Below are 14272 nucleotides of genomic sequence, written 5' to 3'. Positions count from 1 at the left end.
GCCATCCTCTTTGTTATTCTGCATCAAATGATTTTAAGTTTTCATGACGGATTTTGTCTTTTTCTGCATCTGATTTTTTGAAATTATAATCGTATAAAGCACCTTCCCAGTCACCATACATTGGATTAGGGAAAATGATGAATTTTTCACCAAATTGTGCTTTTGATTCTGCTACTGTTTCATTGCGATTTTTTACAGATTTCCCATCAAAACCAGTGAAATCAGATAAGTTGTCACCGAAGAATAGGACGATGTCATGTGTTTGCGAAACAAGCTCACGACGTTTTTCTTTCCCTTTTTCTTTCGGATCTTGTAATAAGATATGCTCTTTTGTTGCTTGTGGAGCACCAACGCGCTCAAGGTTTTTAATAGTTGCATCTAGTTGATTCGTTTTGCGATTTGAGATGTAGTAAATATCTACACCTTTAGACTCTGTATATTTTAAGAAATCAATCGCGCCTGGAAGAGCTTCAGCTTCAGCTTTATTAATCCAATCGTCCCATTTATAAGGATAGCCTTTTCCTGTTTTTACGCTCATTGCTTGATGAGGACTGTTATCTAAAACAGTTTCATCTAAATCAAGAACGATAGCAGGTTTTTTGCCTGTCCCTTTTGCAAGAGCTGCATCAAGCTTCAATTGACCAATATTGTATCCTTGGTAGTATAGTGCTTTCGTTTCGCCAGCTGTTTGATACCATAAATCAGCCATTAATTGCTGGTCTGTTAATTGTACTTTCTCTTCTTTTGCCACTGTTTTCTCAGCTGTTCCTGAACATGCTACAAGCGATGTGGAAAGAACGGCTACAGATAATAAAGTGGTAATACCCCTCTTCATCTTCATATGTATCCTCCTTCGATGTTAGAAAATCATTTAATATTATATATTAAAATATGATATTTTTTTTATGAACATTTGCATATTGTCTTTTATATATGTAGTAGTTTGTCCTATATTAGAAAGATGAGTTAAATAATAATAATTGTTTTGACAAGTTTTATTGTCGTAATGACAATTATAATTGACAAAAACAGGGTTTTTATTTACAATTTTAACTAAATGAAACAAATGATGGGTTAGGTGTAGTGATACATATAAGAGAATGAAATATAGTACTATATTTCATTCTGAACAATCATAGGCTTTAACAGAAGGTACGAATGATACTAAAGGGGAGGCTTTATACATTGAGTTTACAAATTCAAAACTTAACAAAAATATTCGGAGAATCTAAAGCAGTTAATGGTTTGCAAATCTCGTTACCGAAAGGTGAAGTGTTAGGGTTACTTGGCCGAAATGGTGCAGGAAAAACAACGACAATTAAAATGTTACTAGGTTTATTAACGCCAAATGAAGGTTCTATTACGTGGGATGGAAAGTCATTTGGTGATAGCGGGGTAACAATTGGATATTTACCAGAAGAAAGAGGACTATATACAAAAAGTAGAGTAATAGATCAGTTGCGATATTTTGGTAGATTAGAAGGAATGACGAAAAAAGAAGTCGATCTTGCAATTGATCACTGGTTAGAGCGATTAGCAATCCCAGAATATAAATTTAAAACGGCTGGAGAACTTTCAAAAGGGAATCAGCAAAAAATTCAATTGATAGCTGCTCTTCTTCATGATCCAGAACTTCTTATTTTAGATGAGCCATTTAGCGGACTTGATCCAGTTAATGCTGGAATGCTAGCTAGTATTATTGGAGAACAAGTACAGAGCGGAAAGACAATTATTTTATCAAGTCACCGTATGGAGCAAGTAGAGGCTTTTTGCCAACATGTATGTATTTTGAAAAAGGGTGAAGCAGTTGTAGAAGGACAGTTAAGTGATATTAAGAAAGAATACGGTTTTCGTAATTTAACGATTGAAGATATAGCAGAGAATGAAAAGGGATTAGAAGCTATACATGTCCCGTATGAAAAACAACAAGGCCTTCTTTATGTAAAAGTACAAGACGATGCAGAAGCTCTAAAGATTTTGCAACAATTGCAAGAACAAGGTATTAGCTTACGACAATTTAAAATGCTAGAGCCAACGTTGAACGAAATCTTTGTAGAGAGGGCGAAATAAAGATGCGTAAATTTTATCATGTATTTTCATTTTATTTTAGGGAAGCGTTTTTATCTAAAAAATCATTAATTACGAGTGCGATTTTATTTTTAATTGTGTTTGGTATTTTTGCATTTAATCATTTCACTTCAAGTAATGATAAAAATAAGGATAAAGATAAAATTGCAGTTGTGACAGAGAGTTCCACATATAAAATACAAAAAGAAGAGTTAAATAAATTATTACCATCAGCTAAACTAACAATTGGTTCAAAAGAAGATTTTAATAAACTACATAAACAAGTAGAAGAAGGCGAGTTAGACGGTTTGTTTCGTGTAACTGAAAAGAATGGAGTTCCAGAAGTCACGTATATGTTTAATGGGTTCGCCAGTGAAACAACTTCTACTATTATAGCTAGTTATTTAAAGGGACAATATATGGCGGTAACGGTTGCTAAACATAATGTTTCACCGGAAATTGCACAACAATTACAAACGGAAATTTCTGTGAAACAAGAAGCAATAAAAGATCGTTCTGCCTCTGCCGGAGTTGCATATTTCTTTATATTCGCTTTATATATGTTTATTGTTGCGTTCGGAAGCACAATTGCGATGAATATTGCTTCTGAAAAAGCTTCTCGCGTTATGGAAGTTATGATTCCGAAAGTAAAACCTCTTACGATGATGTATGCAAAAATTTTAGCGGTTGTTTCAACGGCGTTATTACAACTTGTCATATTGGCATGTGGTTATTTAGTTCCTTATTTACTAGGGTGGGTAGATTTAGAAAATGGTTCATTATTTGGCGTAATTGATGTTACAAAGTTAGATGCAAAAGTTATCGGTATGTTCCTAATTTATTTTGTTACAGGGTATTTCCTGTATGCGATGATGTATGCAGCTGCTGGTGCGGTTGTTTCTAAGACTGAGGATTTGCAAGGTGTAATGCTACCGGTGTCAATTTTAATAATTGCAGCATTCTTTATAAGTCTTAAATCGTTAGGTGACCCAAATAGTACTATTGTTGTTATAAGCTCTTATGTTCCGTTCTTCACCCCGATGGTTACATTCTCACGCTTTGTAGCTGGTGAAGCTGGTATGTTAGAAATTACGATAACATTGGCGGGTCTTTTAGCGACAATCGGTATATTAAGTGCTGTTACAAGCCGCATTTACGTAAACGGTGTAATGAATTACTCCGACAAAGTGAAATTTAAAGATTTAGCGAAATTTATAAAGCGTCACTAATAGGAGAAAAGCATGATTTTCTAATGGAATCATGCTTTTTCTTTATGTATAAATTAAAAATAGTATATAATAACAAGAGTCGTCTTTTAATAGAATGAATAAAAAGGAGGGTGTGCAGATGGGAATTAGTAGTCGTTTTACAGTAGGTGTTCATATGTTAACGTTACTTGCAATAGATCGAAACTCTCGCTGTACCTCTGAATGGATTGCTGGTAGTGTGAATACAAATCCAGTTGTGATTCGTCGCATTACAGGAATGTTGAAGAGAGCAGGACTTGTTGATGTACAAGCTGGTAAAGGTGGTACGACACTTGCTCGTGATTTAGATGAAATTACATTACTTGATGTATATAAAGCTGTGGAAGTTGTAGAAGAAGGACATCTATTTTCTTTCCATGAAAATCCCAACATTGAATGTCCAGTAGGAGCTAATATTCAATCGGTATTAGAGATTGTTTTAATACAATCGCAAGAAGCGATGGAAAACGTACTTGCAAATGTAACGGTTCAGCAGTTAGTTACAAATTTAAAGTCGAAAATTAAAGAATAAAAAAGCGAGCTTCCTCATGATGAGGGCTCGCCTTTTTTTATTCGGAAATATTGAAAATTCTATTTTTCAGTATTTAAAATACACTTTCCTACAACAGCTGCTACGATACCACCAAGAATTGGGGCAACGATGAACACCCATAGTTGAGAAATTGCTTCTCCGCCAGCGAATAGAGCTGGTGCGATACTACGAGCTGGGTTAACAGATGTTCCAGTTAACGGAATACCTAATAAGTGAATTAATACTAATGTGAAACCAATTACTAATCCAGCTAAAGAAGAACTTCCCTTTTTACCTGTTACAGCAACGATAACTAAAACAAATACGAAAGTTAAAATGAATTCAACTAAAAATGCTCCAGATAAACCAAGAGTTCCAAAACTATTTTGTCCTAAATTATCTAAAGGTAATTTAGCAGATCGTAAAATTGTTACTAACGTTGCAGTTCCTAATAAACCACCTAAAATTTGAGCTAATAAATAATAGCTAAGTTCCATAGCGTTCATTCTTTTGTTAATGAACATAGCGATTGATACCGCTGGGTTAATATGACATCCAGAAATTGTTCCAATGCTATATGCCATAGCCACGATAGATAATCCGAAAGCCATAGCGATACCTAATGTTCCAATTCCTTCAATTCCGCCACCAATGACAGCTACTCCAGTTCCGAATAATACAAGTACAAATGTACCAATAAATTCAGCAATTGCTTTTTTTAACATAATTTACCTCCTAATAATGCACATGAAACGTATTATAACATAGGTTTTAGTATAAACAGCCAATGAAATACTATTCTGATAAGGCGAAATAGGGAGACAATAAAAATAGATATGGTTCTATGAAGAAGAACCATATCTATTTTTATGCTGATTTTTTTTGTTTAATGACTGGAACAGAGCGGTTTAAAACACTATTTACGATCATTCCTAACATTATAATCATCATCCCAATCAGTGACAGACCACTAGGGAATGAACCATTTAAGAAAATAATCTCACCAAGTACAGTAAAGACCATCGTTCCAGCTTGTGTTGCTTCAACAGCCCCAAGTAAAGCGAGATTGTCTTTTGCTAAGTCAGTAGCAAAGAAAAATGTCATCGTCGCAATAACTCCGGAACATAATGCTAACAAAAACCCTTGAAGCATTTGACTTGAAGATGGAATACCAGTAGCGGAAAATCCATATATAGCAAGTAGAATTGTAATAGGGAGACTTCCGATTGCCATTCCTAATACACGTTGGAATGTATCAAGACGCCCGCCAACAAGTTCCATCATTTTTCGGTTACCGAACGGATATAAGAAAGCTGCTAATACGACAGGTAAAAATCCCGAGATGAACTGAGTCATTGTAATATGACCTGCTGCAGTCGCTTGCATACAAATTACACCAAGTAAAATAAATAATGCTACATATAAACTGCGAAGTGGAATTTTTCCACGTACAAGTTTTGTACCTGATTTCGTTTCTATTTTAACGAAAAATAATGGTGATAGTAGTAAACCTGCTAATATCGTAACTTGCCAAGTTCCAGCAACGAGCCAAGCTGGAGAAAAAACAGCTGCGAAACTTAATAAAGAATAGAAGCCGATGCCAGCGACCGAGCCCCACCCGATCCATACAAATGGATGTTTTTTTAATTCTTCCCATAAAACTCCTAAGTTTTTGCGAAATAAAACGATAAGGAATAAAATAGGGAGAGCAAATAGAAAACGGAAGGAAGCAGTCCAAGCCCAGCTTGTTCCAGATACATTCATTGCTCTGTTAATAATAAAGGTTGCAGAAAAAAAGGCCGATGATAAAAGACCTAGTAATATTGCGCGCATGAAGTATGGCACTCCTTTCGGGATTGAGTATTTATGTATAGTATAATATACTTAAAGAGAATAAAAGTAAACTATTTTATATTTTAAGGTGGTTTTTATATATGAAAGAAAATGAAGATATGCAAACAAAAGAAGTAATTCAGCAAGTAGGTCAGTTATTAAGACAAATTCGAAATGAACAAAAATTAAGTTTAGAAGATTTAGCCCAAAAGACAGGTGTTAGTAAATTAACGCTAGGAAAGATCGAAAGAGGTGAAACGAATCCAACATTAGCTGTCATTTGGAAAATTACGAAAGGGTTATCAATCCCTTTATCGAGATTGATGGTTGTTGGAGAGCCTGTAGCTGTTGCGCGCTGCGGAGAAGGCTTTGCAGTAGATGTAGGACAAGCGTGGCACTTAGAAACAATGTTCCGGTATACGAAAGAAACGGGGATGGAAATGCACCGAGCTTGTTTAAGAGCGAATAGTATATATGAACCTGAAGCTCATCATGAAGGAGCAATTGAGCTTGTAACAGTAATGAAAGGGAAAGTTTCTATTCAAGTGGAGAACGATGTGTACGTGCTAGATGAGTTTGATTCCATTCAATTTGAAGCGAATAAGAAACATAGTTATAAAAATGAAGAGGATGAAGTGGCGGTATTACATTTAACGATGAAATATTCTTCATGAAAAAACGCCTATAGAAAAAGATTCTATAGGCGTTTTTTCAATTTGTATGTTCTGCTTAAGTATAGTGAAAGGAGTATTGCTAATCAGGATAATATTAGTAAGAACGTGGCATGAGTAATAAACAAATGAGATAAACTAAAAAACCCGTTCCAAAACATAAAATAGCAATGACCCAAATAATACGAATGAGAGTAGAACTAATATCAAAATATTCTCCTAAACCACCGCATATACCAAATAACATTTTGTCAGTTTCGGATTTATATAACCTCTTCGACATATTATGATCCTCTCCTTTTCATATCACCGCTGTTATGTATGAGTGATACAGTGTACTTTTATTCTATATGGAAATTTATGAGAAGACCATTAGGTTATATTACATTTTTTTGTGAAGGGACAATATAGCGTATTAATTGTCTTAATTTTCAGTCGGTATTAAAATGAAAATGAGGGTGTGACGTATTTTCTATTATAAGGTGGGGAAATAGTAATGACATTGTATTGGTTGACTAATGTAAAGCTTGAAACAGGTTATACATATGAAGAAGCGAAAATTTCACAAACGGAAACTGAGATATGCAGTCTTCTTATTGAAGATGGAAGAATTAAAAGAATTATATCGGGAATCGCCCAAGAGGAAGGAACGTTAACTTTTGATGCTAATCGTTTATTAGTTTTACCAGCTTTTGAAGAGATGCATATTCATATTGATAAAACATATTATAGTGGGCCTTGGAAAGCTTGTATGCCAGCAGAAAATATTTTTACACGTTTTAACGAAGAAAAAACGATTTTACCAAAGCAATTAGCAACTGCTCAAGACAGGGCGGAAAATATGCTAGAGTTATTGCTTCGAAATGGCGCAACAAATATTAGAACGCATTGTAATGTGGATCCGGTTATTGGACTTCGTAATTTAGAGGCGACGTTAGCGGCTTTAGAAACATATAAAGATCGGTTGTCTGGTAGAATAGTTGCTTTTCCGCAACATGGATTATTGCGCAGTAATTCTATGCAACTTGTGAAGGATGCGATGCGTATGGGCGCACAATTAGTTGGCGGAGTGGACCCAGCTACAGTAGATAATGATATTGAAAAATCATTACATACGATTATGGACATTGCGGTAGAGTTTAATGCGGATGTTGATATTCATTTGCACGATGCGAATAATCTTGGAACGTTTACAATGAAGAGATTGGCAAGCCTAACGGAAGAAGCAGGATGGCAAGGTCGTGTAACAATTAGTCATGCGCTTGGACTTGGTGGTGTTACTGATAAAGAAGCTGAAGAAGTGGCAGAAAGACTAGCAGCATTAAAGATTGATATCACTTCAACCGTTCCAATCGGTAAACAAGTAATCCCAATTCCGTTACTAGATAAAAAAGGTGTTAAAGTTTCATTAGGAAATGATAGTATTACAGATCATTGGTCTCCGTTCGGCACAGGTGATATGCTTCAAAAGGAAAATCGATTGGCAGAACGATTTGGTTGGAGTGATGAAAGGTCTTTAGGGAAAGCTCTTCGTTTTATTACTGGAGGGAAAGAAACGTTAAATAATGAAGGGAAACGAGTATGGCCGAATGTAGGGGATGAGGCAAGTTTTGTCTTGACGAATGCAACATGCGCCGCGGAAGCAGTGGCTCGTCAAACAGAGAAGAGTGTAGTTATGTATAAAGGGAATGTTGTTATAGGGGATTTAGATCAAGTGAAATCTGATAATCTTGTATAGAGGAATCGTTTAGATGTTTTTAGAAGGGTTCTAATTGTGAAAATAGAACTCTTCTTTTGTATTCAGTAGAAACAGGATAACGCTATACTTCCTTATAGGAAAGCTAGAAGGGATGAAAAATTTGGACAATCAACATAATCAAAATCATATTATGGGAACTTTGCAATGGTTTATTTTTTTATTAGCAAATTCAATCGCGCTACCAATTGTCGTTGGTGGATTATTTCATCTTACGACGGAAGAAGTATTTTATTTAATGCAGCGTACGTTTTTCGTAGTTGGTATATCTTCTTTTTTACAAGGATGGATTGGACATAAACTTCCGATTGCTGATGGACCAGCTGGATCTTGGGTTGGTGTATTTACCGTACTAGCTTATGCAACTGTAGGGCAAGATCAATTACATAGTACGTTGCAAATTTTAGAATTAGGGATGATGGTTGCCGGAGTTATTTTAATAGGATTAGGGCTAACTGGTTTTATAGAACGTATTTTATTTTTATTTACGCCGCTCGTTACAGGGACTTTCTTGCTTCTATTATGTTTGCAATTAAGTGGTGTGTTTTTAAAAGGGATGTTAGGAATTACAGCTACTGTTTCTCAAATCGATGGATTTACAGCGTTGATCGCTTTTGGCATCTTTTTGTTCGTGGTCATACTCTCCAATTTTGGAAAAGGTTTTGTTAAAAGTTATGCGGTTTTAATAGGACTAATTAGTGGATGGATTATTTTTTTGATTGCAGGAAAAGTGACGATTCCATCTCAAGTAACTCATTTTGTGCAACTTCCACATATATTTGCTTGGGGACTTCCAAAATGGAATACAGGTATGGCTGTATCAAGTTTCGTTATGGTATGTATTTTAGTTTCAAATACAGTGGCAGCTATTATAGCGATTAATCAAGCTACCATTCATAAAGCGGCTATTGAACAAAAACAGTTGAAGGATGGTATGTGGATCGGAGGGATTTCGCATATAATTTCCTCCGTATTTTCAACTGTAGGTGTCGTTCCATTACCAGCAACGGCAGGTTTCATACGTTTAACAAATCAAAAGTACATGCGTTCATTCTTATTTGCATGTGTACTATTAGTCATTATGTCGCTATTTCCAAGTATTATCCGCTACTTAGCCTCTCTGCCATCCGCGGTCGCATCTGCGGTATTAATGGCCTCGTTCGTGCAGCTTATTGGGATTGGATTTCATAATATAAAACAAGTGCCACTTAGCGAACGGAATGTAACGATCTTAGGAGTTGCGGTATTGTTTGGCTGCGGCATTATGTTTTTACCGTCTGGAGCACTTCAATCATTGCCTTCTGTTATGCAATATATATTTGGTAATGGTTTGTTTGTAGGTACTGTTGTAAGTATATTGCTGGAACAAATATGGCGTACTGGAAAATAAGTGGATAAAAAGAGTGTGCGCACTGTATAAAAGTCTAAAATAACATAAGAAATAAAGCCCATTTTCATTCACCACCTGCACATTTCGTTCATACAATATCTTGACTAAATAAACACCCAACTTACACATATACAGCTCTGGCTTAAGCAAGGAGGGTTATACCAGTTGAAGGAAAAAGCGTATCAATCTAAACCGTTACTCACAAAGAGAGAAAGAGAAGTATTTGAATTACTCGTTCAAGATAAAACGACGAAGGAAATTGCAGGTGAACTTTTTATAAGTGAAAAAACAGTACGCAACCACATCTCAAACGCAATGCAAAAGCTAGGGGTTAAAGGACGTTCACAAGCAGTTGTTGAGCTTCTTCGCATGGGAGAGCTCGAACTATAAGAAAGCAGCCGACTTTTATACAAAAGGTCGGCTGTTTTTCTGTTTGTTTCACGCTCTATATAAATGATAATAATGTCTCATATATAAAAGGAACGATTGATATAACATACATATTCGAAGAACCGAAGTGATGGTTGAATGTCTTGATGTGGTTTATATCAAAAATCAGTCAAACTTGACTATTATTTGTTATAGTTAATATAAAAAGAGGTCAAGGATATGAAGTGGATAATTTCAGCAAACCCGAAAAAATATGATGTAGTAAGTGCTTTTAATCAATATGATTATATTGATTGGAGCCAAAGTGCAAATCACGAAATCGGGGATGTTATTTACATTTATTGTTCGGCATTTATAGGGAAAATAAAGTTTAAATGTATTGTGGAAGATGTAAATATATCATGGGAAAACGTTAACGATGATGATGGATTTTGGGTGGATAAAGAAGATTATCAAAAGGCAAAAACAAAAAGATTTATGCGCTTGTGTTTACAGCAACAGATTGAGTCTGATGATTTAGCTTTTGAAAAGTTAAGGGAAAACGGATTGTTAGGTAATATTCAAGGTCCAATGAAATTAGAGTCAAAAGTTGATTTACTAAGCTATATTGAACAGTGCTTTAATGAAGATTGTTCAAAATCAGTTTATCCGGATGAAGTGCCAGAACAATTATCTATTGTGGAAGGACATCGAAAAACAGTAATCGTTAATCAGTACGAACGTAGTGCTGTAGCAAGAAGGAAATGTATTGAACACCATGGTTGTTATTGTCATGTTTGTAATATGGATTTTGAAAAGCAATATGGTGCTTTAGGGAAAGGGTTCATTCATGTTCATCATAAAATACCACTTAGTGAAATAGGAAATGAGTATGAGGTGGATTATGTGAATGATTTGATTCCAGTTTGTCCTAATTGCCATGCGATGCTCCATAGAAAAAGCATGAATGGTTCCTTTTTAACACCTGAAGAATTGAAAGCGTTAATTACTAAGTGATTTTAAGCTGGGGAAATTGTAGATGGACGTTTGATTACAGGACAGAATCCGCAGTCTAGTGCGGAAATAGGTAAGGCTATAAAAAGAGCTATGAATAAATTATAGAAATAAAACTCCCGCTATTAATAAAGGTAGCGGGAGTTTTATTTTGAATGAGCATTTTATATAGAAGAAACCGACTTTCATATAGAAGGTCGGTTGTTTTTCTGTCTTGCAAATTATGAAAAAAAGGAGCAAAATAAAAAAGGTCCTGATCTATACAGGTACAAATGAAAAATTTTATACAGGGGCATTTTAAGTTAGCGAACTTAAAGTGTGTAAAATATACTGATAAACATAAAGTGAAACTTTAATCAGTGGGGGTTTTGTTCATTCCCCGCTGATTATTAGCCTTCACCAATCGGGCGTTTACGGGCAGTGGATCTCCCGCCGAACTTCTTTGCTGCAGCCGAATTTTGAGGTGGGAGTTTTACTGCCCGTTAACGCGGGATAAAATAAGATGACGAATGAGAAAACGGGTGATTAAGTTGAATAGAGCGATCGGTGTTATTGATTCAGGAGTGGGCGGTTTAACAGTAGCGAAGGAATTAATTCGTCAGTTGCCGAAAGAGCGTATTATATATTTAGGAGATACAGCACGTTGCCCTTATGGTCCGCGTTCTCGTGAAGAAGTGCGTCAATTTACGTGGGAAATGACGGAGCATTTATTAGATTTAAATATCAAAATGTTAGTTATTGCGTGTAATACAGCAACGGCGGTTGTATTAGAAGAAATGCAGAAACAATTATCAATTCCAGTAGTTGGAGTTATTCATCCAGGGTCACGTACAGCTTTAAAAGTGACAAATACGTATCATGTAGGGATTATTGGAACGATTGGAACAGTAAAAAGTGGTGCATATGAAGAGGCGCTAAAGTCTATTAATAACCGTGTTATGGTAGAAAGTTTAGCGTGTCCACCTTTCGTTGAGCTTGTAGAGAGCGGGAATTTCGAAAGTGAAATGGCGTATGAAGTTGTAAGAGAAACGTTGCAACCGTTGAAAAGTACTGACATTGATACACTTATTTTAGGGTGTACACATTATCCGATTCTAGGTCCTGTTATTAAAAAGGTAATGGGGGATCAAGTACAATTAATTAGTTCGGGTGATGAAACAGCGCGTGAGGTAAGCACGATTTTATACCATAGTAAGATGTTAAATGAGGGAGAAGAACAAAGTGATCATCTCTTCTTAACGACTGGTAAAATAGGCCTGTTCAAAGAAATTGCATCAAAGTGGTTCGGTCAGCCGATTGAAAATGTGAAGCATATTAATTTAGAAACAGAATAATAGTAGACTCATATAAGAGAACTCCTGAGAAATCAGGGGTTTTTTCTGTGTAAGTGGCTATAGCTTGTTCTAAAATATGAAACAGCTCGTATACATAATAGTACAAACTTAGATTTTAGGGGGGAATGGCATGCCTAAATCCACTTTTAAATGGGTTGTTGGTGCTACTGTGAGTGCGATTTTATTATCAGGGTGTGGCTTGTTAAATCAAGAGAAAGCGACAGAACAAATTGATCCGCCAAAAAAAGTTACGTATACAGAAGGTGAAAAGAAAGAAACAGCTAAAAAAGATAAACAAGGGCAAACAGTAAATAGAGAGTTATACCTCGTTGATAAAAATGGATATGTCGTACCGCAAACTATTGCAATGCCTACTCCGAAAGCGAATGAAGTTGTACAGCAAACGTTAGAGTATCTTGTGAAAGATGGACCAGTCACAAATTTATTGCCGAATGGATTTCGAGCAGTCCTTCCAGCGAATACGACGATGACCTTAAATTTGAAAAAGGGCGGGACAGCAGTAATTGATTTCTCTAAAGAAATGAAAAATTATTCAAAAGAAGAAGAGCGTCAAATTATTGAATCAGTAGCGTGGACTTTGACTCAATTTACAGAAATAAAACAAGTGCAGTTCCAAATAAATGGTGAAAAGTTAGCGAAGATGCCTGTTGCGGGTACACCGCTTGGTGAAGGTGTAAGTCGTGCGAATGGAATTAACTTTGATGATGAACAAGTAGCAGATGTAACGAATACAAAACCGGTTACACTTTACTTTATGGCGCAAAATAATAATAAGCAGCAATATTACGTACCGGTAACAAGACGCGTTGCAGAAGGAAAAGAAAATGATTACTCGGCAATTGTGAATGAGCTTGTAAAAGGTCCGATTCACGGTTCGTTACTAAATGATTTTAATCCGGGAGTTAAGCTTATTACGAATCCGAAAGTGGAGAACGGAAATATTACATTAAACTTTAATGAAAATATATTTGTGAACCCAGACAAAAGCATGATTTCAAATTACGTATTGAAGTCGTTGGTCTTATCTTTAACGGAAAAACAAGGTGTGAAAAATGTTTCTATTGAAGTAAATGGTAAAGCGAACCTTACGGATGAGAAAGGTGAAAAGTTAATAAAACCTGTCGATCGTCCACAAAACGTAAATACAGGTAGTTTTTAATCGTGAATAATTTGATATACTTATGTAAGAAAGGGGAATTGCTTTTTGAGTTCCCCTTCTTTTATTGTTATACATATCGTACATTTAAATTTGGCTATACTAATGAGAGTATTTATGAGGGGGTTATTTTTATGCGAGTAGATGGTAGAGGAAAAGCAGAGCTACGCCATATACATATTCATACAAATTATTTAAAACATCCAGAGGGATCAGTACTAATTGAAGTTGGGGATACAAAGGTAATTTGTTCAGCGACAATTGAAGAGCGTGTACCGCCGTTTATGCGCGGAGAAGGAAAAGGCTGGGTAACAGCAGAGTACTCAATGATTCCACGTGCGACAGAGCAACGTACAATCAGGGAGTCAAGTAAAGGGAAAGTAACAGGGCGCACAATGGAGATCCAGCGTTTAATTGGACGAGCATTGCGTGCGGTTGTTGATTTAGAAGCGCTTGGCGAAAGAACGGTTTGGATTGACTGTGATGTAATTCAAGCGGATGGTGGAACGAGAACAGCTTCTATTACAGGTGCTTATGTAGCAATGGTATTAGCTTTTGAAAAATTATTGCAAGCAGACAAAGTATCTAAAATTCCGGTGAAAGATTATTTAGCGGCAACGTCAGTAGGTATTGTTGAAGAACAAGGTGTCGTTTTAGATTTAAATTATGCTGAAGATTCTAAAGCAGACGTTGATATGAACGTTATTATGACTGGAAAAGGTCAGTTTGTTGAAGTACAAGGAACTGGAGAAGAAGCGACGTTTAGCAGAGCCGAATTAAATGAATTACTTGATGCTGCTGAACAAGGGATTTTCCAACTTGTTGAAAAGCAAAAAGAAGCATTAGGTGACATCGTATCTCATATAGAGTAGAGGTGGAAAA

The 14272-nt window shown here is 35.9% G+C and carries 15 protein-coding genes and 1 pseudogene; 12 read left to right on the top strand and 4 right to left on the bottom strand.

Features of this window, described 5'->3' with window-relative positions:
• Positions 1-13 precede the first annotated feature (13 nt).
• Complete coding sequence (locus tag MHB76_RS21380; protein WP_078172743.1) at positions 14-841, bottom strand: 5'-nucleotidase, lipoprotein e(P4) family; 828 nt, start codon at positions 839-841, stop codon at positions 14-16.
• A gap of 344 nt (positions 842-1185) precedes the next feature.
• Here MHB76_RS21380 and MHB76_RS21375 point away from each other — a divergent pair, with 344 nt between their 5' ends.
• From MHB76_RS21375 to MHB76_RS21365, 3 genes are all read left to right on the top strand, one after another.
• Entirely contained in the window at positions 1186-2070 is an 885-nt protein-coding gene (locus MHB76_RS21375; RefSeq protein WP_070129034.1) for an ABC transporter ATP-binding protein, read from the top strand.
• A 2-nt stretch (positions 2071-2072) separates the two neighbouring features.
• A complete protein-coding gene (locus MHB76_RS21370; protein ID WP_078172744.1) occupies positions 2073-3296 on the top strand; it encodes an ABC transporter permease in 1224 nt (407 codons plus the stop codon).
• Between the two features lie 118 nt (positions 3297-3414).
• Positions 3415-3846, top strand: a complete 432-nt coding sequence (locus MHB76_RS21365; RefSeq protein ID WP_002112095.1) for an Rrf2 family transcriptional regulator — start codon at positions 3415-3417, stop codon at positions 3844-3846.
• Positions 3847-3905: 59 nt separating this feature from the next.
• On the opposite strand, the gene MHB76_RS21360 is transcribed toward MHB76_RS21365, so the two are convergent.
• Together MHB76_RS21360 and MHB76_RS21355 are read right to left on the bottom strand one after the other, a co-directional pair.
• A complete protein-coding gene (locus tag MHB76_RS21360) occupies positions 3906-4571 on the bottom strand; it encodes an MIP/aquaporin family protein (protein WP_002112094.1) in 666 nt (221 codons plus the stop codon).
• Between the two features lie 142 nt (positions 4572-4713).
• Complete coding sequence (locus tag MHB76_RS21355; RefSeq protein WP_078172745.1) at positions 4714-5679, bottom strand: DMT family transporter; 966 nt, start codon at positions 5677-5679, stop codon at positions 4714-4716.
• Between the two features lie 101 nt (positions 5680-5780).
• On the opposite strand from MHB76_RS21355, the gene MHB76_RS21350 reads away from it, so the two are divergent.
• On the top strand, positions 5781-6353 hold the full coding sequence (locus MHB76_RS21350) for a helix-turn-helix domain-containing protein (RefSeq protein ID WP_016106278.1): 573 nt from the start codon (positions 5781-5783) through the stop codon (positions 6351-6353).
• A 94-nt stretch (positions 6354-6447) separates the two neighbouring features.
• Here MHB76_RS21350 and MHB76_RS21345 read toward each other — a convergent pair whose 3' ends face one another.
• Positions 6448-6633: a PspC domain-containing protein gene (locus tag MHB76_RS21345; protein ID WP_002112091.1), complete on the bottom strand. Its 186-nt coding sequence runs from the start codon at positions 6631-6633 to the stop codon at positions 6448-6450.
• 213 nt (positions 6634-6846) lie between these two features.
• Here MHB76_RS21345 and MHB76_RS21340 point away from each other — a divergent pair, with 213 nt between their 5' ends.
• From MHB76_RS21340 to rph, 8 genes and pseudogenes are all read left to right on the top strand, one after another.
• A complete protein-coding gene (locus MHB76_RS21340; RefSeq protein ID WP_340987616.1) occupies positions 6847-8088 on the top strand; it encodes an amidohydrolase family protein in 1242 nt (413 codons plus the stop codon).
• Between the two features lie 112 nt (positions 8089-8200).
• On the top strand, positions 8201-9496 hold the full coding sequence (locus tag MHB76_RS21335) for a purine/pyrimidine permease (RefSeq protein WP_078172747.1): 1296 nt from the start codon (positions 8201-8203) through the stop codon (positions 9494-9496).
• A 165-nt stretch (positions 9497-9661) separates the two neighbouring features.
• Positions 9662-9886 carry a spore germination transcription factor GerE gene (gene gerE, locus MHB76_RS21330; RefSeq protein WP_000659484.1) on the top strand — a complete coding sequence of 75 codons (225 nt, stop codon included), beginning with the start codon at positions 9662-9664 and terminating at the stop codon, positions 9884-9886.
• Positions 9887-10105: 219 nt separating this feature from the next.
• On the top strand, positions 10106-10882 hold the full coding sequence (locus tag MHB76_RS21325; protein ID WP_016106275.1) for an HNH endonuclease: 777 nt from the start codon (positions 10106-10108) through the stop codon (positions 10880-10882).
• A gap of 15 nt (positions 10883-10897) precedes the next feature.
• Positions 10898-10987, top strand: a pseudogene (locus MHB76_RS21320) (type 1 glutamine amidotransferase domain-containing protein); the annotation flags it as partial.
• Between the two features lie 413 nt (positions 10988-11400).
• Positions 11401-12213, top strand: coding sequence for a glutamate racemase (gene racE / locus MHB76_RS21315; RefSeq protein ID WP_016106274.1), 813 nt, complete (start codon positions 11401-11403; stop codon positions 12211-12213).
• A gap of 130 nt (positions 12214-12343) precedes the next feature.
• Positions 12344-13393 carry a GerMN domain-containing protein gene (locus MHB76_RS21310; protein WP_016106273.1) on the top strand — a complete coding sequence of 350 codons (1050 nt, stop codon included), beginning with the start codon at positions 12344-12346 and terminating at the stop codon, positions 13391-13393.
• Between the two features lie 131 nt (positions 13394-13524).
• Positions 13525-14262, top strand: a complete 738-nt coding sequence (rph, locus tag MHB76_RS21305; protein ID WP_002145515.1) for a ribonuclease PH — start codon at positions 13525-13527, stop codon at positions 14260-14262.
• Positions 14263-14272: the final 10 nt, after the last annotated feature.

The sequence above is a fragment of the Bacillus sp. FSL M7-1345 genome (genome assembly GCF_038006985.1).
GTDB lineage: Bacteria > Bacillota > Bacilli > Bacillales > Bacillaceae_G > Bacillus_A > Bacillus_A cereus_U.
Note: the sequence above shows the minus strand (reverse complement) of the source record. Positions and strands in the feature narration are given on the sequence as shown.

Excerpts from the sequence above, each read along its gene's own strand:
- MHB76_RS21380 (WP_078172743.1), bottom strand. The coding sequence starts at position 841 with ATGAAGATGAAGAGGGGTATTACCACTTTATTATCTGTAGCCGTTCTT.
- MHB76_RS21370 (WP_078172744.1), top strand. The coding sequence starts at position 2,073 with ATGCGTAAATTTTATCATGTATTTTCATTTTATTTTAGGGAAGCGTTT.
- MHB76_RS21365 (WP_002112095.1), top strand. The coding sequence starts at position 3,415 with ATGGGAATTAGTAGTCGTTTTACAGTAGGTGTTCATATGTTAACGTTA.
- MHB76_RS21360 (WP_002112094.1), bottom strand. The coding sequence starts at position 4,571 with ATGTTAAAAAAAGCAATTGCTGAATTTATTGGTACATTTGTACTTGTA.
- MHB76_RS21355 (WP_078172745.1), bottom strand. The coding sequence starts at position 5,679 with ATGCGCGCAATATTACTAGGTCTTTTATCATCGGCCTTTTTTTCTGCA.
- MHB76_RS21350 (WP_016106278.1), top strand. The coding sequence starts at position 5,781 with ATGAAAGAAAATGAAGATATGCAAACAAAAGAAGTAATTCAGCAAGTA.
- MHB76_RS21345 (WP_002112091.1), bottom strand. The coding sequence starts at position 6,633 with ATGTCGAAGAGGTTATATAAATCCGAAACTGACAAAATGTTATTTGGT.
- MHB76_RS21340 (WP_340987616.1), top strand. The coding sequence starts at position 6,847 with ATGACATTGTATTGGTTGACTAATGTAAAGCTTGAAACAGGTTATACA.
- MHB76_RS21335 (WP_078172747.1), top strand. The coding sequence starts at position 8,201 with ATGAAAAATTTGGACAATCAACATAATCAAAATCATATTATGGGAACT.
- MHB76_RS21325 (WP_016106275.1), top strand. The coding sequence starts at position 10,106 with ATGAAGTGGATAATTTCAGCAAACCCGAAAAAATATGATGTAGTAAGT.
- MHB76_RS21310 (WP_016106273.1), top strand. The coding sequence starts at position 12,344 with ATGCCTAAATCCACTTTTAAATGGGTTGTTGGTGCTACTGTGAGTGCG.
- rph (WP_002145515.1), top strand. The coding sequence starts at position 13,525 with ATGCGAGTAGATGGTAGAGGAAAAGCAGAGCTACGCCATATACATATT.